The organism is Marivirga aurantiaca, from assembly GCF_016679925.1.
Classification (GTDB): domain Bacteria; phylum Bacteroidota; class Bacteroidia; order Cytophagales; family Cyclobacteriaceae; genus Marivirga; species Marivirga aurantiaca.
Genome location: NZ_JAEQBW010000005.1, coordinates 99,666 through 119,888, shown reverse-complemented (window position 1 = coordinate 119,888; position 20,223 = coordinate 99,666). Strand labels below are relative to the sequence as shown.

Below are 20,223 nucleotides of genomic sequence, written 5' to 3'. Positions count from 1 at the left end.
AATATTGGTTCAAATTATTAAAATAAGAGATGATGTATTTTAATCAGGATTTCATTGATTTTTTTGCGGAACTGGCTTCAAACAATCATAAAGCATGGTTTGATGAAAATAGAGGCAGGTATGAAAAGAATGTAAAAGTGGCTTTTAAACAATTTGTCACGGATTTAATTCTTGAAATTCAAAAATTTGATCCCGAGATTTTGATCGAGGCCAAAAATGCTATTTTTCGAATCAACAGGGATGTCCGCTTTTCTAAAAATAAAAATCCTTATAAAAATAATGTGGGAGCCTATATATCCAGGATTTCCAAAAAGGAGGAATATCCGGGATACTATGTCCAATTAGATGCTGAGCACTTATGGGTTGGAGGAGGTTTGTATGAGCTGACTACTGACAGTCTTTATAAAGTGCGGCAGGAAATATTATATAATGAGGCTGAACTTAAAAAGATTATTGAGGATAAAGCATTCAAAGATAGCTATCAGGAAATTCTTGGGGCAAAGAATAAAATTTTAAAAACTCCATTCAAGGAGCATGCAGTGGAGATTCCATACTTATTGAACAAACAATTTTATTTTATGCAGAAGTTTCCGATCAGTACAGTTTTCAGAGATGATTTGACTGAATTTGTGGCCAATGAATTGTTAAAAGCGTACCCACTGAATCGGTTTTTAAGAATGGCGCTAGAGGAAGGTAGTTGAGCTATGTTCTTGATTTTATTAGATTAAGCTATTGGAGAGAATATGTCCAACGCTATACTTCTCTGTTTCGCTATAAATTGTTGCTGTTTCTCATTTTATATTTTTATCAGGAATGCTACCTATAGGCGGGAAGATTTTTTTACTTTTGTAATGCGAAAAATAAAAGATGCAGAAACTTAAACATATAGCCATAGCCGGAAATATAGGGGCCGGTAAAACCAGCCTTGCCAAAAAATTAGCTCATCACTACGGCTGGCAAACGGAATTTGAAGCAGTAGATGAAAATCCTTATTTAGAGGATTTTTATAGTGATATGAAACAATGGTCTTTTCACCTTCAAGTGTATTTCCTGAATAGCCGCCTTAACCAGGTAAAAAGGATCAGGGAGAATGACCACACGGTAGTGCAGGATCGGTCCATTTATGAAGATTGCTTCGTTTTTGCTAAAAACCTGCATCAATCAGGCAATATGAGCGAGAGGGATTACCGCAATTATTTGGAGTTGTTTGATTCAATGGCTCCGGTAATTACTCCCCCTGATTTACTTATTTATTTAAGGGCGGATATTCCAAAGTTGGTTGGCCAAATTGAGAAAAGAGGTCGGACATATGAAGAGAGTATCAGGATTGATTATTTGAAGAATTTAAACCAGCATTACGAAGAGTGGATCAAGAAATATGAAATCGGCAAGCTCATTATTATTGATGTCAACCAATTGGATTATTTGAAAAATGTAGAAGATTTCGCCTTGATTATCAGTAAAATCGATACTGAAGTTCATGGGTTGTTTTCGCACCATTCCTGATAGATAAATTTCGCATTTTTTACTATCGCATTGAAGGTAGAAAGACTACAATCTCGTTGTCCGTTTTACTTACTGAAGTTTACGGAATTTTCAATGATTTAATTTTAGTTTGTAGGCACTTGTGTGATTAAATTCTATCTTTGAAAACATCATTTTATAAAGCATTTTTTACATGAAGCAGATTGCCATAATCAGGGAAGATAAAATTCCAATAGACAAAAGAAGCCCCCTTACCCCGTCACAAGCCAAGGAAGTGGAAAAGAGATTTGGAGTAAATATTAAAGTCCAAAAAAGTGATGTAAGGGTTTTTAAGGCAGATGAATTCATTCATAATGACCTAAAAATGGTGGATGATGTTTCGGATTGTGAAATACTGCTTGGGGTAAAGGAAGTACCCATTGAAAAGCTGATTCCTGAAAAGACCTATTTCTTTTTTTCCCACACTATCAAAGAGCAGGCTTATAACCGGAACTTGTTACGGGCAGTTTTGGATAAAAAAATCAGGTTAATTGATTATGAATGCTTGCTTGACCCAAAAACCAAACAACGAATAGTGGCTTTCGGAAGGTTTGCAGGAATAGTAGGAGCTTATAATACTATTTGGACCTTTGGAAAACGCTATAACCTATTCAAATTAAGAAGGGCGCATGAATGTTATGATTTGGCTGACATGCAATCGGAATACAAGAAAGTGAAATTACCAGCTATCAAAATAGCAATAACCGGAGGAGGCAGAGTGGCAAAGGGAGCCATTGAAGTGATGTATGGGCTGGGTATTTTGAAAGTAACACCTTTCGAATTTCTGAATGAGCGATTTGAGAGGCCTGTGTTTACCCAGCTGAATAGCCATGATTATCATGAACGAAAAGAAGGAGGAGATTTCAACAGGGAAGAATTTCATAAAAATCCCGGAGCTTACCGTGCAGATTTCCTTAAATATGCCAAAGTAGCTGATGTATTAATAGCCTGTGCCTTCTGGGACCCAAGGGCACCTGTTTTGTTCAAGAGAGAAGATGCTGTTAGGGCAGAGTTTAAAATGAGGGTTATTGGTGATATCACATGTGATATTGAGGGCTCTATTCCAAGCACTAAAAAACCTTCCACTATTGATGATCCTATTTATGACTATAACCCTGATGCGGATACACTTGAGCCGCCTTTTAGTGTAGAAAGTAATTTGACAGTAATGGCAGTGGATAACCTGCCCTGTGAGTTGCCAAGGGATGCGTCAGAAAGTTTTGGACGGGAAATGATAGATAGAGTGTTGCCTCATTTGCTCAACAATGATCCGGAGGAGGTAATAAAGAATGCCACTATTGCTGAAAATGGTAAGTTAACAGAGAGATTTAGTTACTTGCAGGATTACGTGGACGGGAATTGAAAATTTAGAGATTCTTTGATAGTGTATATAGTAATTGAAAGGGACTAAATTAAATTCACATTTATTAATAATGTGTTTGATGATTTGAAAATCAATTGATTAGGCCAGATATTAATCTTCCTTTATATTTTTTCCGAATGGGCATGAATAAAAAAGCCAGCATGATTATTTCATGCTGGCTTTTGTGGTTTTAACATTTAGAATTAATTATCCTGTGCCCTACGCATTTCATTGTCGGCAGGAGACTGCCCACGAGGGGTGGTCTGCCTTAACTGGTAAAGCTCGAATCTGTTAGGAAGGCTACGGGGTGGCCAGTAGTTGTTTTCTTCATCCACATCAGCAGTTTCTCTTTTTGGGTCAACTTGAAATTGCACTACTTCTTTTTGAGTCACAAATACTTTGGTTACCTTATTTTCATACTTTCTCCAAATTTCTGCAGGTAACTTCTTGGTTTCCGTGCTACCGTCTTTATAGGTCATTTCCACAATAATAGGCATTACCAGCCCTCCTTTATTCTCAAAATGCACTTCATAAAAATTGTATCCGCCATCAATCAATTGTTTTTCTTTTTCATTTAAAGAAGCCCGGAAAGTTTTATAGGCTTTTTTGTCTGCGCTTGTCACATCATATTCATCCCATTCGTTGTAGAAGTCTTTTAATTCCGGATGTTTTTCAACTACAGTAACCACGCCTTCTTTTTTGTTTTTATCGGGTGTTACGTGGTAGGCTTCTCTATCCCTGCGTTCTCTCTTAGTTTTATTTTCAACCTCAGGGTTTTTACTATCTAATTTAAACCATTGTACATTTTCAATTGAAATATCCACATGATCAGTAGAATAAAACCACCCTCTCCAGAACCAATCCAAATCTACTGCTGAGGCATCTTCCATTGTACGGAAGAAATCATCAGGGGTAGGATGTTTGAATGCCCATCTTTCTGAAAAAGTCTTAAAAGATTTATCAAAAAGCTCACGGCCCATCACAGTTTCGCGCAGAATGTTAAGTGCAGTAGCTGGTTTTCCGTAAGCGTTGTTTCCAAATTGAATAATATTTTCAGAATTGGTCATAATAGGTCTTATATTGCTTTTGTCACCTTTCATATAAGAAACAATATTTCCTGCCGGCCCCCTTCTACTTGGATAGTTGGGCTCCCATTCCTGTTCAGCAACGAATTGAAGAAAACTATTGAGTCCTTCGTCCATCCAGGTCCACTGCCTTTCATCGGAATTAACAATCATAGGGAAAAAGTTGTGACCTACTTCGTGAATAATTACGCCTATCATGCCGTATTTTGTTCGGGCAGAATAGGTGCCATCTGGTGCCGGCCTGCCGTAGTTAAAGCAAATCATCGGATATTCCATACCATTAGCTGCCTCTACAGAAATAGCCACCGGGTATGGATAAGGAATGCTCATCCTGGAATATACCTCTAAAGTGTGAGCTACTACTCTTGTGGAATATTTATCCCACAAACCCCAGGCTTCTTTTGGGTAATAAGACATGGCCATTACAGTCTTGCCGTCAATATCTACTCCCATGGCGTCCCAGATAAATTTCCTGGAAGAACCAAAAGCAAAATCGCGTACATTTTCAGCTTTATATTTCCATACTTTAGTTCCGGAGGCCTTATTTTTCTCAGCTTTCTCAGCTTCTTTTTTATTAACAATAAGTACAGGTAAATCAGCTGTTTTTGATTTGTTCCATCTTTCCAATTGTGTGGAAGTAAGCACTTCATCTTCGTTCTGAAGCTCACCTGTGGAGGCTACAATATGATCTGCAGGCACTGTAATATTTACTTCATAATCACCAAAAGGCAAGGCAAATTCACCACTTCCTAAAAATTGCTTATTATGCCATCCTTCGAAATCGCTGTAAACCGCCATTCTTGGAAACCATTGAGTGATAGTGTAAACTGTATTGCCATCTTCATCAAAATAATCGTAACCACCACGACCACCCATTCTGGCGCGGTCATTAATGTTATAATACCAATCAATAGAAAAAGAGATTGACTCACCTGCTTTTAAAGGTTCATCCAGATCTATTCGCATCATTGTTTGGTTAATGATGTAGTTCATGGGATTTCCTTCAGCATCTACCAATTTTTGAATTTTGTGCCCTCCATCATAATCAGGATAGCCCATCATCCGGTCTATTTGGCCTTCACTGGCTTTATCCGGAACTGAAGACTCTGAGGAGCTATAAGATTCACTATCTTTTGCTCTCATGTTTTGGTCAAGCTGTACCCATAAATAAGATAGCCCGTCAGGGGAGTTATTGGTGTAAGTAATGGTTTCAGAACCCGTAATCCTATTGTTCTTTTCATCTAGTGTAACATCTATGTTATAATCGGCTCTTTGTTGCCAATACATATGACCCGGTGCACCTGAAGCTGTACGGTACACATTTGGCGACCGTAACATATTGTCAAGTTGTTCAAATTTTCCCTGGTTTTGGTACTCCTGTGCTATTGAGGACAAAGCAAAGAGCATCAAAATTGATGTGAATATTCTTCTCATATTAATTTATTTTTATTTTTTACCAAAATTTAGTTTCTAACATAAGTGTAATAGCAATGCCTGCTATAGCACTGGAAATAATAAGTACCCAATCTCTTCTTTTGAGGCCAAAAAGGTCGATAAATATAAATGAAATTATTAAAAAACAGATAACAATGATAATCTGTCCAACTTCCAACCCAATATTGAAAGCTAATAATTCCATGACAATGGAACTGTTTTTACCCAAAAGGCTTTTGAGATAATTACTAAAACCCAGCCCGTGGATCAAACCGAAAACCAAAGCAAAAATGTAGTTTAACTGCATTGGTCCGCTTTGCTTTAAGTTTCTTTCTTTTTTAAATAAGTTAGCAAAAGCAGTTATGAAAATAGTGACAGGAATCAGGAATTCTATTAATTCAGGTTTTATCACTACATAATTCAAAGTGGAAAGCGCCAGGGTAATGGAATGGCCAATTGTAAAGGCAGTTACCAGAATAATTACTTTCTTCCAGTCACGGATTAAATAAACAGCAGCAAGTGCGAGAATAAACAGAATATGATCGTAACCTTTGACATCCAGGATATGCTCAAAACCTAAATCAAAATATACTTTAAAATTGGACATGCCTTTAATATAAAATTTTATGATTTTTGTAATCGGAACATAATATTAACATAATTTTGTAAGATTGTAACCAGACTTTGAAAAATGATATTTAGCAATTATATAATCGGCCTGATTTTAGTGTTTAGTGGCCTTCATCCTTTTCATGTTTCAATTACTGAGCTTATTTATAAAGAAGAGGCTAAATCTGTTCAGGTGATGCATAAGGTTTTTATAGATGACTTCGAGCAAACCCTCAATAAGAATTATAAGGTGAACCTCGATATATTGGCTATGGATGATACCCAATCTATTGATTCTTTGATAGAGGATTATCTTAAAAACAACTTTTCTGTTGAGATAGATGGTAAAGAAAGAGAAGTGGTCTATTTAGGAAGCGAATTGGAAGAAAATGTGCTCTGGTGTTATCAGGAAATTTACAAAGTGAAGAGTCCGAAGATTTTTGAAATCAGGAATTCAATCATGTTTGATGAGTTTGATGACCAGTCTAACTTAGTGCATACTACCCTTGATGGAAAAATTAAGACCATTCGACTGGTAAAAGGTAAAAAGACTCAGAAGGTAAAGTTCCAGTAAAATTTGGCTTCCCGATAAATAAGCTACAATCAATAGATCTGTTTTATCCTGTTGTTCCAAAGGGAATGTGTTTATATTCTTCCCATACGGAACCATTATGCCGATAGAGCATCATTCCATCGGCTTTAAATTCACGTTTAAATTCCTTGTTTTTCATTTCCTCCCATAACGGATAGAAATCCCGCTTTTTCAAATCGCGGAAAGCCACAGTAATATGAGGATGGAAACCACGGTTTTTATGAGTACTATTAAAGATTTGATGCCTTTTAAGTACAGGTTCCAAGGCTTTATGCAGATGATTCAATTTTTCATTTTCTTTCACTACTATATAAACTACCCTGGGTTCGAATGCACTAAAACCATCCAACTGAATGTTGAATGGCTGAACTCCCTCTGAAAACCGAAATATATCCTGCTCAAAATCAATCAGTTTTTTTTGCCCTAGTTTAAATGGCATTTGTAGAGTAATATGGGCTGATGAACGAAAAGCACCCTTTGTATTATATTTTTGACTAATGATTGATTTCTGTTGATGAATATCCTCTTTTAATCGACCAGTAGGGCAAATTCCTAAAAAATACAGTTCTTTTGGCATATACAACAACTCTTTACATTAAAAGCAATCTTAAAAATAGTCATAAATTTGAGACTAATTAATTTTGGGATGCTATGCAGCTAAAAAAAGCAATTCTTTATGTGACCATTGTTTCATGCCTTTTTTATGGCGGTTGTTACTCTGACTTAGATGATCTGACATTAGGGAAAATTCAATGGGCTCCTGAATTGGGTTTGCCATTGATAAATTCTTCTTTTACTGTTAAGGATTTATTGGAAGCTTCCGACTCTGCCTTTGAATATACGGAAGAAAACGATGTTTTGGTACTTGTATTGAAAGAAGATAGTCTTTTTACTTCCAGTGCCAGGGATTTTTTTAGTCTTCCTGACAGAAGTTTTCCTACAGTCCCAATTATATTGACACCTGAAGAAGTTGATGAATTTAATACTACCGGAACAGTACTTATAAATCGAGAAATAGCATTAGAGTACGAAAGCAGCCTGGACTCAATTAATATTGAATCAGGAACTATCAGCTTGAATCTTCAGGAGAATTTCCCTGCGAATGGTGATCTGGATTTAAATTTCAGAACAATTAGTAATCCAGGCTTATTCCAACACCCTTATTCTTGGTCTTATAATGGTCTTAACCCTATCAGCACTGACTTTGTAGAAGATGAGTTTAATAATACCTCTTTTGCATTTGGAGGCAATAATGACTTTGATAAAGTTTTTATAGACATAGAACTTCTCCTTGAGAAAGTAAATGATATCAATTTGGTTTTTGGCGAAAACAGTCTGGAGTTTAACTTCGACTTTATCAATATGGAGTTTGGGGCTATGTTTGGTGACCTTTCTACTCAGAGCATTAACACAGAAAAGAATACTCTTGAAACGGATTTTTTTAATAGCGATGAGCTAGGGGAGATTTCTTATTACCTGGATGATCCGCGCTTTAAGATTCTTTATACCAACACCATGGGCCTACCTGTTGTTTTTGATATCAGTAATTTCACTACTTATAAAAACAATGAATCGGAAGAGGTTGTTTTTGAAGAAGAAATAAGTTTAAGCCCGGCACCAATTGGATCAAGTTCTACTACAGAAGTGTCTTTTAATGAAATTTTTAAAAACATCATTAATAATTTACCGGATTCCGTACAATTAGAGATTGCCGGAACAATTGATCCAAACAATACGCCTGACAATTTTGTAACGGGGGAATCAGGAATACAAGTGGGATATGACCTCCAAATCCCTCTTATCCTTTCGCTTCAGAACCTCATCTTTACTGAATCATTTGAAGTAGATGCGATTGAAAGTGAGGATATTCAATCAGTAACATTCAAATTCAACTCTAATAATTCTTTACCACTAGATGTTAATTTAAAAGCGGTTTTTCTCGATGCTGATAGCGTAGAACAGCATGTGCTTTTTGAAGGACTATTATTGAAAGCCGGTCAGCAAGGAGAGTCCAGCAATATAATAGAGTTTATTAAACTTAGTGACAATCCAGAAACCTCTACGAATGAATTGGCTTTCTTACAAGAGACCAGTAGAATAGGGATAAGTGTCAATGTTTCCACAAGCACACCAGTAGATGGTGTTCAGGCGGTTGAAATTTCTTCCACCAACAAAGTTGATTTCAGTCTGGCGATGCAGGCAAAATACAAAGTAACTCTCAACGATTAACTCCTCTCAAATGAAAAATAGATACTACTTTATATTTGTGATTTTTATTGCAATTTCCACACAGTTGAAAGGGCAATCGGATATGATTGGTTATGGGTTAACAAAAACATTACCACAGGCTAATTCATTGAATCCTGCCATGTTACCGGATTATAAATTTTCATTAGGATTACCCGGCCTCTCAGGGCTTCACTTTAACGGAGGAAATAACTTTACCAGCCTGAAACTCATCACTTCCAAGGATGCTGAGGGGAATATGCCTGTTGACGAAATATTTGGCGGTTTGCGTAGAAATAACCGTGCCACAGGCAGTGTTAATCTGAACGTATTTCATTTGGGAATTCGGGGCGAGCAAAGTTATACAGCATTTAGTATCAATACGAGAGCATTTGCAAGAGCAAGTATTCCTAAATCATTACTGGGCTTGCCCTATTATGGAAACGCCTCTTCCGAATTTGAAGATGGTATTATGGACTTTAAACGTTTTTCTGTAAAATCGATGGCTTTTACTGAGGTAGCTTTATCTCACGGAAGGGAAATACTGGGAGATAAGATGACTGCCGGTATTAGGTTAAAATACCTGATGGGACATGCTTATGCCGATATGCCAGGCATGGACGCCAGTATCAGGACTTACGGCAACAACGAATTCAGAGGAGATTCCATAGATTTTATCAGCAATGGCTTTAACATAAGAGCAGGGGGTGTTGCCGGAGCACTAGCTAATGAGGAGGATGATATTACTGTGGGGGATGCTCTGAATAATAGTGGTTTTGCAATTGACTTAGGAGCCACCTATAAATTTTCACGTAAAATCAATTTTTTTGCCTCAATAAACGATCTGGGGTTTATTAAATGGAAAAACAATACTTATAATGCCTATATACCTAAAACTTCTGTAACCTTTACTGGTTTAGATTTGATAGACTTGATCAACGGGGATGATAATGCCCTTGATGATCAAATCGATAGTTTAGTAGATGACATGGAAATTGTAGAGACAAGGAATGAATCTTTTACTACCTCATTGACTTCTAAATTATACGCAGGAGCTTCATATCAATTGACAGACAGACAAACTGCCAGTGCAATTTTGTATTCAGAATTGTACAGAGGAACTCTTATCCCGGCCTTGACAGCTATTTACAACTTTCAGTATAATACCTTTTTCAATTTTGCGCTCTCAGGCACTTTAATGAATGGGAGACCCAATATTGGTACAGGATTTACACTAAATTTGATAGGGCTTCAAATTTATCTGGCAACCAATGACCTCCTCTCCTTAACCAATCCGGTAAATGGGCGAATGGTAGATGTGAGAACAGGAATTAATTTCACTTTTGGGAATATAAACAAGGGGAAATCCAGGGCAAAGAAGAATAGTAAAAACACAATTGATACAATAGAATTGGGTATAGATTAAGATGTTTTAAAAAATTGTCTTATTTTGAGAAATATTCTGAAAATCAGTATACATTTAAATAATAATTAAATTAATGTTGGATAACATAAACACAAGCAAGATGGATTTGAATGTAAATTTCATCAAGTCGGTACTCAGTCTATTCTCCGAAATGCAGGGAAACGGCATTTCTTTGGTTTATTTAGGTGAGTTCAACCATGAAATAACCAAGATGTTTACCTCTATGGCCGAGTCGGATATGGATCGTAAAAATGAGGATAGATATGTTAAGAAGAGGGTTTATCATGTGATGGTGGAGACTCTTCAGAACATGAATAAACACTCTGATGAAATTACGGATACCCAAATTGGCAATGGCTTATTTATTATTGGTAGCAAGGAAGATATATATTATGTGATTACCAGTAATAAGGTAGCGCGCTCAAAAGTAGATGGTTTAAGAACGGCTATTGATGAAGTGAATGCTGCAAGTGCTGAGGAGCTGAAAAAAATGTACATGACACAAATCAAACATGGTAAACTTTCCGATAAAGGAGGTGCCGGTTTGGGCTTGATTGATATTGCCAGAAAAACAGGAGAGCAACTAGTGTATAAATTTCTTCCTATTGATGAGGAGTTTGACTTGTTCATACTGAAAGTTGAAATCAATGGTGAAAAAATTAAAGATGAGAAAAGCAAATAGCTGAAGTTCATCTGAAGTAAATTTCTAATATTTTATGCAAGCCTTCTTTCCCTAACTATAATGGGAGGAAGGTTTTTTGCTTTTTGCAGGATAACTCCAATTTGTTTTCACTAAACATCCATTTCTTAATGAGTTCTCTGTTGGCCTCACATTTTTGGCAAAACAGAAATAGATTGGTGTTAATAAATGTTATTTTTGTTTTTCATTCAAAATTATTCAGCATTTATGTCATTAAATCAATTTGATACACAAACAATTATTGGGGTTTTAGGAGGAGGTCAACTGGGCCGGATGTTGCACCAAAGTGCGATCAATCTGAATCTGAACTTACGAATGATGGATGCAGATCAAAATGCCCCCTGTGCGCAATTGGTGGAAGATTTTACTGTGGGGGATTTGGAAGATTATGAGGCAGTTTATGCTTTCGGGAAAGGCTGTGACATTATCACAATTGAGATTGAAAAGGTAAATACCGATGCACTTAAAAAGTTGCAGTCAGAAGGTGTAAAAGTGTATCCTGAGCCTGAAGTGATAGCTTTGATACAGGATAAACGCATTCAAAAACAGTTCTATAAAGACAACAATATTCCTACTGCGGATTTTGTGTTAACGGAAACAGCTGCTGATTTAAAGAATCATTTAGATAAATTACCAGGCGTCCATAAAATGGGACGTGGAGGTTATGACGGCCGGGGAGTACAAGTTTTAAAAACTGAAGCAGATATAGACAGGGGATTTAGTGTGCCCTCCTTACTGGAAAGCTTTGTTCCTTTCAAAAAGGAATTAGCTGTGATAGTCGCCCGAAATAAAAGTGGTGAGGTAAGAGCATTTCCCCCTGTGGAAATGGTGTTTCATCCTGAACATAATTTAGTTGAGTATTTATTGTCTCCTGCATTGCTGGTTCCGGAAATAGAAAGTGAAGCTAAAAGAGTAGCCGAAGAAATAATAAAGAAGTTAAAGATGACAGGTATTCTTGCAGTGGAAATGTTTCTTACAAAAGACAATCAAATCCTGGTAAATGAAATAGCTCCTCGACCTCATAACAGTGGGCACCAGAGCATAGAAGGAAATTTCACTTCTCAATATGACCAAATGTTAAGGGCTATCCTAAACCTGCCATTAGGGGATACAGGCACGAAAATAAGTTCTGCCATGGTAAATGTTTTGGGAGAAGATGGATTTACCGGAGAGGCTCAATATGAGGGGATGCAAGAAGTGATGAAGTTACCGGGTGCCCATGTTCACTTATATGGGAAAAAAATCACAAAACCCTTCAGGAAAATGGGACATGTTACCATTACCGATCCCAGTCTGTCATCTTTAAGATCTAAAATTGGAATAGTAAGAAACACTTTAAAAGTAAAAGCATGAGCAAGGGAAAAGTAGCTATTATTATGGGTAGCCAGTCAGACCTGAAAGTGATGAGCGAGGCTGCCAAAGTTTTGGACGAGTTGAAAGTGGATTATGATGTGAGTATAGTTTCAGCACACCGGACCCCAGAGAGGATGTTTAAATTTGCACAAGGAGCTAAATCCAATGGCTATCACGTAATTATTGCTGGAGCCGGGGGTGCTGCGCATTTACCAGGAATGGTTGCATCTTTGACTATCTTACCTGTAATAGGAGTGCCTGTGAAGTCCAGTAATTCCATTGATGGTTGGGATTCGGTACTTTCTATTTTACAAATGCCGGGTGGCGTTCCTGTTGCCACGGTAGCTTTGGATGGTGCTAAGAATGCGGGAATTTTAGCAGCCCAAATTATAGCCAATTTTGATCAGGAAGTAGCAAAATCGTTAGAGGACTATAAAAAGCAAATGAAAGACAAAGTAATGGAATCAGCTGAGAACCTTGAGGCGAATGGATGGAAATCCAATAAAGTGGGTTTTTAAATGGCTTGATCTTTATTTATTAAAATAAATCAGGCTTCTTCCAAGAAAGTAAAATATAAAGTAAATTCACTGAACTTATCTTTCTCTGAAGTTAATTCAATTCTACCATTAAGTCGGTCAGTTAATGTTTTTACTATTGCCAAACCTAAGCCATTGGAACTTTCTCCTCCGGTAGGTCGAGAGCTTAATTTTTTAAACTTTTTAAACATGTTTTTCTGGTCATCTTTTGTAAAACCCTGACCAAAATCTTTGACCACTATCCAAAAACCTTTATTATTCTTACCCGCTCGTAAAATTATTTCAGAACCTAATTCCGAGAATTTTATTGCATTGGAGATTAGATTGTCCAATATCCTGTTGAGGTATAATTTATCAGAAATAACATCCTGCCCAGGCTCACATTCAATATGGCATTCCATTTCTTTATTGGTAAGCTCCACTATAAAATCAGCAGCTTTGTTTTCCAACAAGCTTTTTAAATTGATACCTGAAGGGACTGGCTTTTCCTTGTCAATTTCAATAGCATTTACATCCAATAGATCATTGATGAGATAGGTGCCATGTTTTGAATTGGTTCTGATCATTTGAACATATTGTTCTTGTTCCTGATTCAGACCAGAAAGCCTTAATAACTCTGCAATACCTTTTATTCGACTGAAAGGGGCTTTTAAATCGTGAGCAACAATACTGAGGAGTGAATCCTTCTCATTGTTGAGATCATCCAGTGTTTTATTTCGTATAATCAATTGATTGTTTTGCTGCTTAATCTCTTTATTCTGGGCCGTTATCTTTATTTGGTGTTCTTCAATCTGCTTATTTTTTTGCAGAAGAATTTTATTGTATTTTCTTCGTTTGTAGGCAGTGAACCAAATAAATGTCAATAATATAACGACCAGTCCTGCAATTATAAACAAGGCATTATTAAGTGCCTTTTGTTTTCTTATGACCTCTTTATAGGTTTCTTCATTTAACTTAAGCATTTGGTTCTCTTTTTCTTTCACCTCTATTTCCAGCCTGGATTCCAATCTTTCTATCTCTCTTGCAGTTTGCGTATTTTCTGTTCTTTCTTTAAGGTCAGCATAGGATTTAAAGTGGCTATAGGCCTTGTCGGTCTCTCCTTTGTTCTCAAAAATCCTTGCTAAGTACAGGAGTGCGTCTCTTTCGTAGGTAATGTCATTGTTTTCAGACGCCCTGCTTTTTACCTTTTCAAAATACAGCTGGGCCTGGTTGTAGTCATTTTTTAAATAATAAATTAACCCCAACTGAAAGTATACTTTGTTGAGTAAATTGAAATTATGGGAATTATCAGTGAATTCAAGTGCTTCATTGGCATTAATCAAGGCCTTGTTGAGTTCCCCTCTTTCAGTTTCCATAACAGAAATAGCAAGTTTTGTAATAGCTAGATTTGCCTCATCATTAATTTTTTTAGCTATTTCATAGGCAAGATCAAAGTACTTCAGGGCATTCTCATAGTTTTGCATTTCTGCATAAATGGCTGCTATTTCTAGGTTAATGGAGATGATTCCTGAGAGGTCTTCAAAGTCAATTCTTATGGTAGCTGTTTTTAAAGACATCTCCAGGGCCTTGCTCAGATTGTTTTGTGTTTGATATATTTCGGCCAGGCTTTTGTAACCATAGCTTATTGCCGGCTTGTTGCCAATAGCTTCAAATACCTCTAACGATCTGAAGAAATAGTTATAAGCGGGGATATAATTAGCTTGATTAAAATATATTCTTCCAATGTTGTTTAAGGAGTGGCCATATTGCAAAGAGTCACCATTGGCGAGAGCAGTTTCTTTTGCTTGGTTATAAAGATTGTAAGCTTTAAGGTTTTCCCCTTTGTAATAATGCCCCACCCCCATGTAATTTAAACATTTGGCAAGCATATGGTTCATTTCAGGGTCGGAAGCTATATCTAAGGATTTTTGACTGTAGAAGATAGTGCTGTCAGGATGTGATTTGCGGTATTCCCAGGCGATTTGATTATAGAGCTCAATTTTCCGTTCCAGGTTTTCCGTTGAAAGCTGGCTTTTAATGCTATCAATTACGGCATTATTTTGTGCATAAATTGATTGGCCTGTTAAAAAATAAATAATAAAAAAACCTTTGAATACTTTCTTCACAATTATTTATAATTTATGCAATTTACAGTCTTTTAGCTAATTAACTATTAAAATTTGCTCGTGCCAAATATTTTTTATCATTCAAAATTTCTAAGAATATGTCTTCACACCACGTCATAAGAGATGAACAAGAACCTCCTGTTTTCATTCTGGATATTGAAAACCAGCTTGATACAATTAAGGAACTATTAGGATGGTCACCTTCTGTTTGGGTTTTGGAAGAACATGCTGAATGGCTGATGTCCCAAAATGTCAAAGTAGATGGTGTGTTATCCATTCATCCCGAAAGTCATTTAAGATTGACGCAACAAAGTGGGGAGTATTTGATTGAAAGGTATAATGAAAATAGCTTATTAAAAGCTATAATTCAAACACTTGATGCAAAAGCATATACCGGAGTAAATATATTTTGTAATACAACACAAAAGGACTTAATCATTCAATCCTCTAAAGAATTAGCCCTTTCTATTCCATTAAGTTTATTTGTCGATGACAAAGTTACCATTATTATCTTCAACACCAGCTTTAGGAAATGGTATCCCAGAAATCAGGAACTGAAAGTTCTGAAAGGAAATGTATGGGAAACCACTAATGTGAAAAAATTAAATGGGTATTATTTGGTAGAAGAAGAGGGTTTTTTTAAGCTTAAAACGGAAAAAGGCCCCATTATTTTAACAGAGCTTTAACCGTAAATGTCATTAAGTACTCCTGCAAGTCTCACTCCCGCCTTTAATAGTTGCTGTTGAAGGGTGTCCCAGTTCTTATAAGCATATTCATATCTCAGGTTATTATCTTCATTAAAATCATAAATCTGAGGGCGTAGAGCAATTGCTTCCTGTACCCATACATCCAGTGGGTTTTGTTGCCATTCCTTTACTTGTTCTTTTGTGGTAAGGTTAACGGCATTCGCCAATTCAGTATAGCTTAATTGTTTACCGTCTATCATTTCGCTATCCCAAACCTTATGAAGATTAGAATTTTTTCCAAACCATTTTACCCACACCTTATTGGAACCCTGATCTTCTCCATTTCCTACATGGCAAGGCTGATGGATGTCGCCCACTAAATGAAGCAACATCTTAAGATGCTCTTGCTCTGTTTTTCTATCAAGATTGCCTGCCTTCAGTTCCTTCACTAATCTTTCAATAGTCATTATAATGTCACCATCCGGGTTTTTCTTTGATTCGGCATATGTCATGCCATTAGGGATTTCTACCCAGTGCCAGTCATGTGTGTGATCATAGGCATCATCAGATTTCACTTCATCCATCCAGACGCTGGCAATAGCCAATGATTCTCCACCCAATAATGCTTCAATTTTCTTCTGAGTTTTTTTGGTAATATAAAATGAAGCTACTTCTCCAATAGCCCTATGTCCTGTTTGTCCCCAGGAGAAAGCTTGTGGTAAAAAAAATATCATTAATAAAAATGTACTGATTATCTTAATTCGCATGATGCTGTTTTTTTAAAATTTTGTAAATATAGGGTTTTGCAATTATTTATTGTCCCTGAGTTTCTGCAATTCCTGCCATTCATCTCTTAACCTGGCAGCCTCTATAAAGTCTAAATCTTTTGCAGCCTTTTCCATTTTCTTCTGAGTGGCTTTTACCATCTTGTCCAGGCCTGCTTTATCCATATATTGAACAACAGGATCGGCTGCAACGGAAGCTTCTTGCGGTCCGGCATAGTACTTCTGTTGGGAAGTTTTTTTGGAATCAACAGCTACTGTCTGTCCAAGAATTGATTCCCTTGATTTGAAAATGGTTTTAGGGGTAATTCCATGTTTTTTATTGTATTCAATCTGGACGGCCCTTCTTCTATTGGTCTCATCAAGTGCCATTTGCATGGAATCCGTGACTTTGTCAGCGTACATAATTACCATGCCTTTTTCATTTCTAGCGGCCCTTCCAATTGTCTGGATCAAAGATCTGTGATTCCTTAGAAAACCTTCCTTATCAGCATCCAATATTGCTACTAATGATACTTCCGGTAAATCAAGTCCTTCTCGTAGCAGGTTCACTCCTACTAATACATCAAACTCGCCAAGACGCAGGTCTCTTAATATTTCTACCCTGTCCAGTGTAGTTACTTCAGAGTGGATATAGCGAGATTTTATATTGGCCCTGCCCAAAAATTTATTCATCTCCTCAGCCATTCGTTTGGTAAGGGTGGTAATCAATACACGCTCACTTAATTTTACTCTTTCATCTATCTCTTCTAATAGGTCATCAATCTGGTTGCCACTTGGCCGCACTTCAATTACCGGGTCAAGTAAGCCGGTAGGGCGAATTACCTGCTCTACCACTGTGCCTTCTGTTTTTCGCAACTCATAATCTGCAGGAGTAGCAGTAACATACACTGTTTGACCAATCATTGCTTCAAATTCGTTGAAAGTAAGTGGTCTGTTATCCATGGCGGAAGGTAAACGATAGCCATAGTCCACCAGATTGATCTTACGAGCCCGGTCTCCACCATACATGGCACGTACTTGAGGCACTGTCACGTGGCTCTCATCAATTACCATCAGGTAGTCATCAGGGAAGTAATCCAATAAGCAGAAAGGCCGTGTTCCTGGCTCTCTTCTGTCAAAATATCTGGAATAATTCTCTACGCCCGAGCAGTAGCCCAACTCCCGCATCATTTCAATATCAAACTCAGTTCTTTCCTTAAGTCTTTTGGCTTCTAAGAACCTGCCGTCTCTTTCAAAAAACTTGACTTGTTCCACCATGTCGTCCTGAATTTCCTTGATAGCCTGATGTAGTGTGTCTTTTCCTGTAACAAATAAATTGGCAGGAAAAATACTGATCATTTTCTCGTCTGATATTTTTTTTCCACTATCGGGTTCTATTCTTTGGATGGACTCCACTTCATCTCCCCAGAACAGTATGCGGTAGGCGAAATCCCCATAGGCAACAAAGATATCCACAGTATCGCCCTTTACTCTGAAAGTACCTCTTTTAAATTCTGCAGTAGTCCGGTTATAGAGAATATCCACAAAAGCAAACAGCAATTGGTTCCGAGGAATTTTATCTCCGACCTGTATTCTAATAATATTTTTACCAAATTCATCCGGATTACCTATACCATAAATACAGGAAACGGAGGCTATCACCATTACATCTCTTCTGCCTGAAAGAAGAGAGGAGGTGGCACTGAGACGAAGTTTTTCAATCTCCTCATTAATAGAAAGGTCTTTTTCAATATATAAATTGCTTGAGGGGATGAAAGCTTCCGGTTGGTAGTAGTCATAATAGGAAATAAAATACTCTACAGCATTGTCCGGAAAAAATTGCTTGAATTCGCCATACAGTTGTGCAGCCAGGGTCTTATTATGGCTTAAAACCAAGGTGGGCTTTTGCACCCTTTCAATAAGGTTGGCAATGGTAAAAGTTTTACCTGAACCCGTTACACCTAATAATACCTGATCCTGATCACCTGCATTAATGCCTTTTTCAAGTTCGTCAATGGCTCTGGGCTGGTCACCCGTAGGTACAAAATCACTTTTAATTTTAAAATCCATAAGTACTACAAACGATCATTAATTAAAATGTTTGCAAAATATTTTACTCCTGGCCTAATCATGCTGATGTCTTAACTATTCCAGATTTCCCAGGCCTTTTCAGCTTGTTCAACCAACATTTCGTAGCCATTTTTTACTTTTGCTCCTTGCATTTTTCCTGCTTTCATAAAAGAAGTTTCTTCAGGATTGTAAACCAAATCATGCAGAAAATGATTCGTGCTCAGATATTCGTATGGTATGTCAGGCTTATTTTCTATCTCAGGAAAAGTGCCTAGTGGCGTAGTGTTGATGATGATTCGGTTTTCTCGCAGGATCTCCGGCACCTTTCTGATTTCCTCATAAGTAAGGCCTTTTTCAGCATGGCGGGAAACAAACTTTGAAGGAATTTTCATTTCATCCAGGGCGAATTTTACCGCCTTGGAAGCACCACCAGTTCCTAAAATCAATGCATTTGACTTTATAGCTTGGGGGAGGAGTTTTTGTAAAGAAACCTTAAATCCATGGCAATCGGTATTGTAGCCGATTGTTTTTCCATTTTGAAATTTAATCACATTTACTGCTCCAATCTTTCTGGCATAGCTGTCCAGTTCATCCAGATAAGGGATGATTTTTTCCTTATAGGGTATTGTGACATTCAAGCCCATGGGGTTTTGAGCTTTGCATAATTCCGGAAATGAGGCAATATTTTCAAGAGGGAATAATTCATAACTAAAACCCTTTATACTTTCTTTTCGAAATTTCTCAGTGAAATAACTCTTTGAAAAGGAATGCTTCAGGGGATAGCCGATTAATCCCAGGGCTTTCATTTGGTTTTTGTTTTGAGCATATTGGCTATCTTTTCAATAGCAATTACCAAAAGAATACCAAAACAAGCCATTGCTATAGCTTCAATCAATTGGGGGTCGCCTACTTCCTGTAAATATTGATGTGGGAGTACATTATGATCCAGAAATGGAACTTGATCTCCTTTACTGTTCAAGCGGAAGCTGTCTATTACCTTCCATGGCCAAACCTTATTGAGCGAGCCAATCATAAAGCCGGCCAGCAAGGCAACTGTCATGGATTGGTATTTATGTAGCAACCATGAAATGAACCTGGCAAAAGTTAATATGCCAACAATGCAACCTGCTATGAAAGTCAGAATAACAGGAATATTAAATGATTCTACAGCTTCCATTACAAATTTATACTTGCCCAATATCAGCAATATGAAAGCTCCTGAAATGCCAGGTAAGATCATTGCGCAAATACCAATAGCTCCTGATAAGAAGATAAACCACCATGCTTCGGTTGTTTCAGCAGGAGTGGCCTCTGTAATGGCATAGGCTATTACAATCCCCATAATACCGGCCAAAACTGCTTTCCAGTCTTTATTATCGATATCCCTTGCCACAATAATAGCAGCAATAACGATGATCCCGAAAAAGAAAGACCATACCAGAATTGGGTAAGTAAGCAGGAGATAGCTGATTATCTTGGCCAAACTGAAAATACTTATGGCAATCCCCGCCACCAGAGTGATGAGGAAATTGCCATTTATATGTTGCCAGAATTCCTTTATTTTGAATTTTGTAATTAAACGGAGGGCTTCTCCATCAATGGATTTAATGCTTGTCAATAACTCATCATAAATGCCTGTGATAAAGGCTATAGTACCTCCGGAGACACCCGGCACCACATCGGCCCCGCCCATAGCCATGCCTTTCAAAAGCAAAGTGAAATAATCTTTTAGTAAGCGCATTGATGGAAT

The 20,223-nt window shown here is 37.2% G+C and carries 18 protein-coding genes; 10 read left to right on the top strand and 8 right to left on the bottom strand.

The features are described 5' to 3' along the window. Positions 1-29 precede the first annotated feature (29 nt). From JKA74_RS12330 to JKA74_RS12320, 3 genes are all read left to right on the top strand, one after another. On the top strand, positions 30-701 hold the full coding sequence (locus tag JKA74_RS12330) for a DUF2461 domain-containing protein (RefSeq protein ID WP_201431500.1): 672 nt from the start codon (positions 30-32) through the stop codon (positions 699-701). A 166-nt stretch (positions 702-867) separates the two neighbouring features. Beyond that, positions 868-1,506, top strand: coding sequence for a deoxynucleoside kinase (locus tag JKA74_RS12325; protein ID WP_201431499.1), 639 nt, complete (start codon positions 868-870; stop codon positions 1,504-1,506). 172 nt (positions 1,507-1,678) lie between these two features. Continuing rightward, a complete protein-coding gene (locus JKA74_RS12320) occupies positions 1,679-2,887 on the top strand; it encodes an NAD(P)-dependent oxidoreductase (RefSeq protein WP_201431498.1) in 1,209 nt (402 codons plus the stop codon). A gap of 203 nt (positions 2,888-3,090) precedes the next feature. Here the strand turns inward: JKA74_RS12320 and JKA74_RS12315 are convergent, their stop codons facing one another. Next, a complete protein-coding gene (locus tag JKA74_RS12315; protein WP_201431497.1) occupies positions 3,091-5,406 on the bottom strand; it encodes a M1 family metallopeptidase in 2,316 nt (771 codons plus the stop codon). Positions 5,407-5,425: 19 nt separating this feature from the next. Further along, positions 5,426-6,013 carry a HupE/UreJ family protein gene (locus JKA74_RS12310; RefSeq protein WP_201431496.1) on the bottom strand — a complete coding sequence of 196 codons (588 nt, stop codon included), beginning with the start codon at positions 6,011-6,013 and terminating at the stop codon, positions 5,426-5,428. Positions 6,014-6,097: 84 nt separating this feature from the next. Here JKA74_RS12310 and JKA74_RS12305 point away from each other — a divergent pair, with 84 nt between their 5' ends. Further along, on the top strand, positions 6,098-6,589 hold the full coding sequence (locus JKA74_RS12305) for a DUF6702 family protein (RefSeq protein WP_201431495.1): 492 nt from the start codon (positions 6,098-6,100) through the stop codon (positions 6,587-6,589). A 43-nt stretch (positions 6,590-6,632) separates the two neighbouring features. On the opposite strand, the gene JKA74_RS12300 is transcribed toward JKA74_RS12305, so the two are convergent. Continuing rightward, positions 6,633-7,184, bottom strand: coding sequence for a 2'-5' RNA ligase family protein (locus JKA74_RS12300; RefSeq protein WP_201431494.1), 552 nt, complete (start codon positions 7,182-7,184; stop codon positions 6,633-6,635). Between the two features lie 74 nt (positions 7,185-7,258). Between JKA74_RS12300 and JKA74_RS12295 the strand changes: the two genes are divergently transcribed. From JKA74_RS12295 to purE, 5 genes are all read left to right on the top strand, one after another. Continuing rightward, on the top strand, positions 7,259-8,836 hold the full coding sequence (locus JKA74_RS12295; protein WP_201431493.1) for a hypothetical protein: 1,578 nt from the start codon (positions 7,259-7,261) through the stop codon (positions 8,834-8,836). 10 nt (positions 8,837-8,846) lie between these two features. After that, on the top strand, positions 8,847-10,259 hold the full coding sequence (locus JKA74_RS12290) for a DUF5723 family protein (protein ID WP_201431492.1): 1,413 nt from the start codon (positions 8,847-8,849) through the stop codon (positions 10,257-10,259). 73 nt (positions 10,260-10,332) lie between these two features. Then, positions 10,333-10,941 (top strand): SiaB family protein kinase, encoded by a 609-nt coding sequence (locus tag JKA74_RS12285; RefSeq protein ID WP_201431491.1) that lies wholly within the window; start codon positions 10,333-10,335, stop codon positions 10,939-10,941. A gap of 225 nt (positions 10,942-11,166) precedes the next feature. Then, positions 11,167-12,312 carry a 5-(carboxyamino)imidazole ribonucleotide synthase gene (locus tag JKA74_RS12280; protein WP_201431490.1) on the top strand — a complete coding sequence of 382 codons (1,146 nt, stop codon included), beginning with the start codon at positions 11,167-11,169 and terminating at the stop codon, positions 12,310-12,312. Then, positions 12,309-12,830: a 5-(carboxyamino)imidazole ribonucleotide mutase gene (gene purE / locus JKA74_RS12275; RefSeq protein WP_201431489.1), complete on the top strand. Its 522-nt coding sequence runs from the start codon at positions 12,309-12,311 to the stop codon at positions 12,828-12,830. Before JKA74_RS12280 ends, purE begins: the two co-directional genes overlap by 4 nt. Before the next feature lie 29 nt (positions 12,831-12,859). Here the strand turns inward: purE and JKA74_RS12270 are convergent, their stop codons facing one another. Next, the gene (locus JKA74_RS12270) at positions 12,860-14,953 is read right to left on the bottom strand and encodes a tetratricopeptide repeat-containing sensor histidine kinase (protein ID WP_201431488.1); all 2,094 of its coding nucleotides are present in this window, start codon (positions 14,951-14,953) and stop codon (positions 12,860-12,862) included. Positions 14,954-15,051: 98 nt separating this feature from the next. Between JKA74_RS12270 and JKA74_RS12265 the strand changes: the two genes are divergently transcribed. Further along, entirely contained in the window at positions 15,052-15,639 is a 588-nt protein-coding gene (locus JKA74_RS12265) for a hypothetical protein (protein WP_201431487.1), read from the top strand. On the opposite strand, the gene JKA74_RS12260 is transcribed toward JKA74_RS12265, so the two are convergent. The 4 genes from JKA74_RS12260 to JKA74_RS12245 all read right to left on the bottom strand — a co-directional run bounded on the left by JKA74_RS12260 (position 15,636) and on the right by JKA74_RS12245 (position 20,214). Further along, positions 15,636-16,406 carry a S1/P1 nuclease gene (locus JKA74_RS12260; protein ID WP_201431486.1) on the bottom strand — a complete coding sequence of 257 codons (771 nt, stop codon included), beginning with the start codon at positions 16,404-16,406 and terminating at the stop codon, positions 15,636-15,638. The two genes, JKA74_RS12265 and JKA74_RS12260, sit on opposite strands and share 4 nt — an antisense overlap. Positions 16,407-16,448: 42 nt before the next feature. After that, positions 16,449-18,473, bottom strand: a complete 2,025-nt coding sequence (gene uvrB / locus JKA74_RS12255; RefSeq protein WP_201431485.1) for an excinuclease ABC subunit UvrB — start codon at positions 18,471-18,473, stop codon at positions 16,449-16,451. A 71-nt stretch (positions 18,474-18,544) separates the two neighbouring features. Further along, positions 18,545-19,279 (bottom strand): shikimate dehydrogenase family protein, encoded by a 735-nt coding sequence (locus JKA74_RS12250; protein ID WP_201431484.1) that lies wholly within the window; start codon positions 19,277-19,279, stop codon positions 18,545-18,547. Beyond that, on the bottom strand, positions 19,276-20,214 hold the full coding sequence (locus tag JKA74_RS12245) for a DUF368 domain-containing protein (RefSeq protein ID WP_201431483.1): 939 nt from the start codon (positions 20,212-20,214) through the stop codon (positions 19,276-19,278). Before JKA74_RS12245 ends, JKA74_RS12250 begins: the two co-directional genes overlap by 4 nt. Positions 20,215-20,223: the final 9 nt, after the last annotated feature.

What these genes read in the sequence shown, in the direction of transcription:
- purE (WP_201431489.1), top strand. Translation starts at nt 12,309, where the DNA reads ATGAGCAAGGGAAAAGTAGCTATTATTATGGGTAGCCAGTCAGACCTG.
- JKA74_RS12310 (WP_201431496.1), bottom strand. Translation starts at nt 6,013, where the DNA reads ATGTCCAATTTTAAAGTATATTTTGATTTAGGTTTTGAGCATATCCTG.
- JKA74_RS12285 (WP_201431491.1), top strand. Translation starts at nt 10,333, where the DNA reads ATGTTGGATAACATAAACACAAGCAAGATGGATTTGAATGTAAATTTC.
- uvrB (WP_201431485.1), bottom strand. Translation starts at nt 18,473, where the DNA reads ATGGATTTTAAAATTAAAAGTGATTTTGTACCTACGGGTGACCAGCCC.
- JKA74_RS12325 (WP_201431499.1), top strand. Translation starts at nt 868, where the DNA reads ATGCAGAAACTTAAACATATAGCCATAGCCGGAAATATAGGGGCCGGT.
- JKA74_RS12290 (WP_201431492.1), top strand. Translation starts at nt 8,847, where the DNA reads ATGAAAAATAGATACTACTTTATATTTGTGATTTTTATTGCAATTTCC.
- JKA74_RS12305 (WP_201431495.1), top strand. Translation starts at nt 6,098, where the DNA reads ATGATATTTAGCAATTATATAATCGGCCTGATTTTAGTGTTTAGTGGC.
- JKA74_RS12280 (WP_201431490.1), top strand. Translation starts at nt 11,167, where the DNA reads ATGTCATTAAATCAATTTGATACACAAACAATTATTGGGGTTTTAGGA.
- JKA74_RS12265 (WP_201431487.1), top strand. Translation starts at nt 15,052, where the DNA reads ATGTCTTCACACCACGTCATAAGAGATGAACAAGAACCTCCTGTTTTC.
- JKA74_RS12330 (WP_201431500.1), top strand. Translation starts at nt 30, where the DNA reads ATGATGTATTTTAATCAGGATTTCATTGATTTTTTTGCGGAACTGGCT.
- JKA74_RS12295 (WP_201431493.1), top strand. Translation starts at nt 7,259, where the DNA reads ATGCAGCTAAAAAAAGCAATTCTTTATGTGACCATTGTTTCATGCCTT.
- JKA74_RS12300 (WP_201431494.1), bottom strand. Translation starts at nt 7,184, where the DNA reads ATGCCAAAAGAACTGTATTTTTTAGGAATTTGCCCTACTGGTCGATTA.
- JKA74_RS12245 (WP_201431483.1), bottom strand. Translation starts at nt 20,214, where the DNA reads ATGCGCTTACTAAAAGATTATTTCACTTTGCTTTTGAAAGGCATGGCT.
- JKA74_RS12320 (WP_201431498.1), top strand. Translation starts at nt 1,679, where the DNA reads ATGAAGCAGATTGCCATAATCAGGGAAGATAAAATTCCAATAGACAAA.
- JKA74_RS12315 (WP_201431497.1), bottom strand. Translation starts at nt 5,406, where the DNA reads ATGAGAAGAATATTCACATCAATTTTGATGCTCTTTGCTTTGTCCTCA.
- JKA74_RS12260 (WP_201431486.1), bottom strand. Translation starts at nt 16,406, where the DNA reads ATGCGAATTAAGATAATCAGTACATTTTTATTAATGATATTTTTTTTA.
- JKA74_RS12250 (WP_201431484.1), bottom strand. Translation starts at nt 19,279, where the DNA reads ATGAAAGCCCTGGGATTAATCGGCTATCCCCTGAAGCATTCCTTTTCA.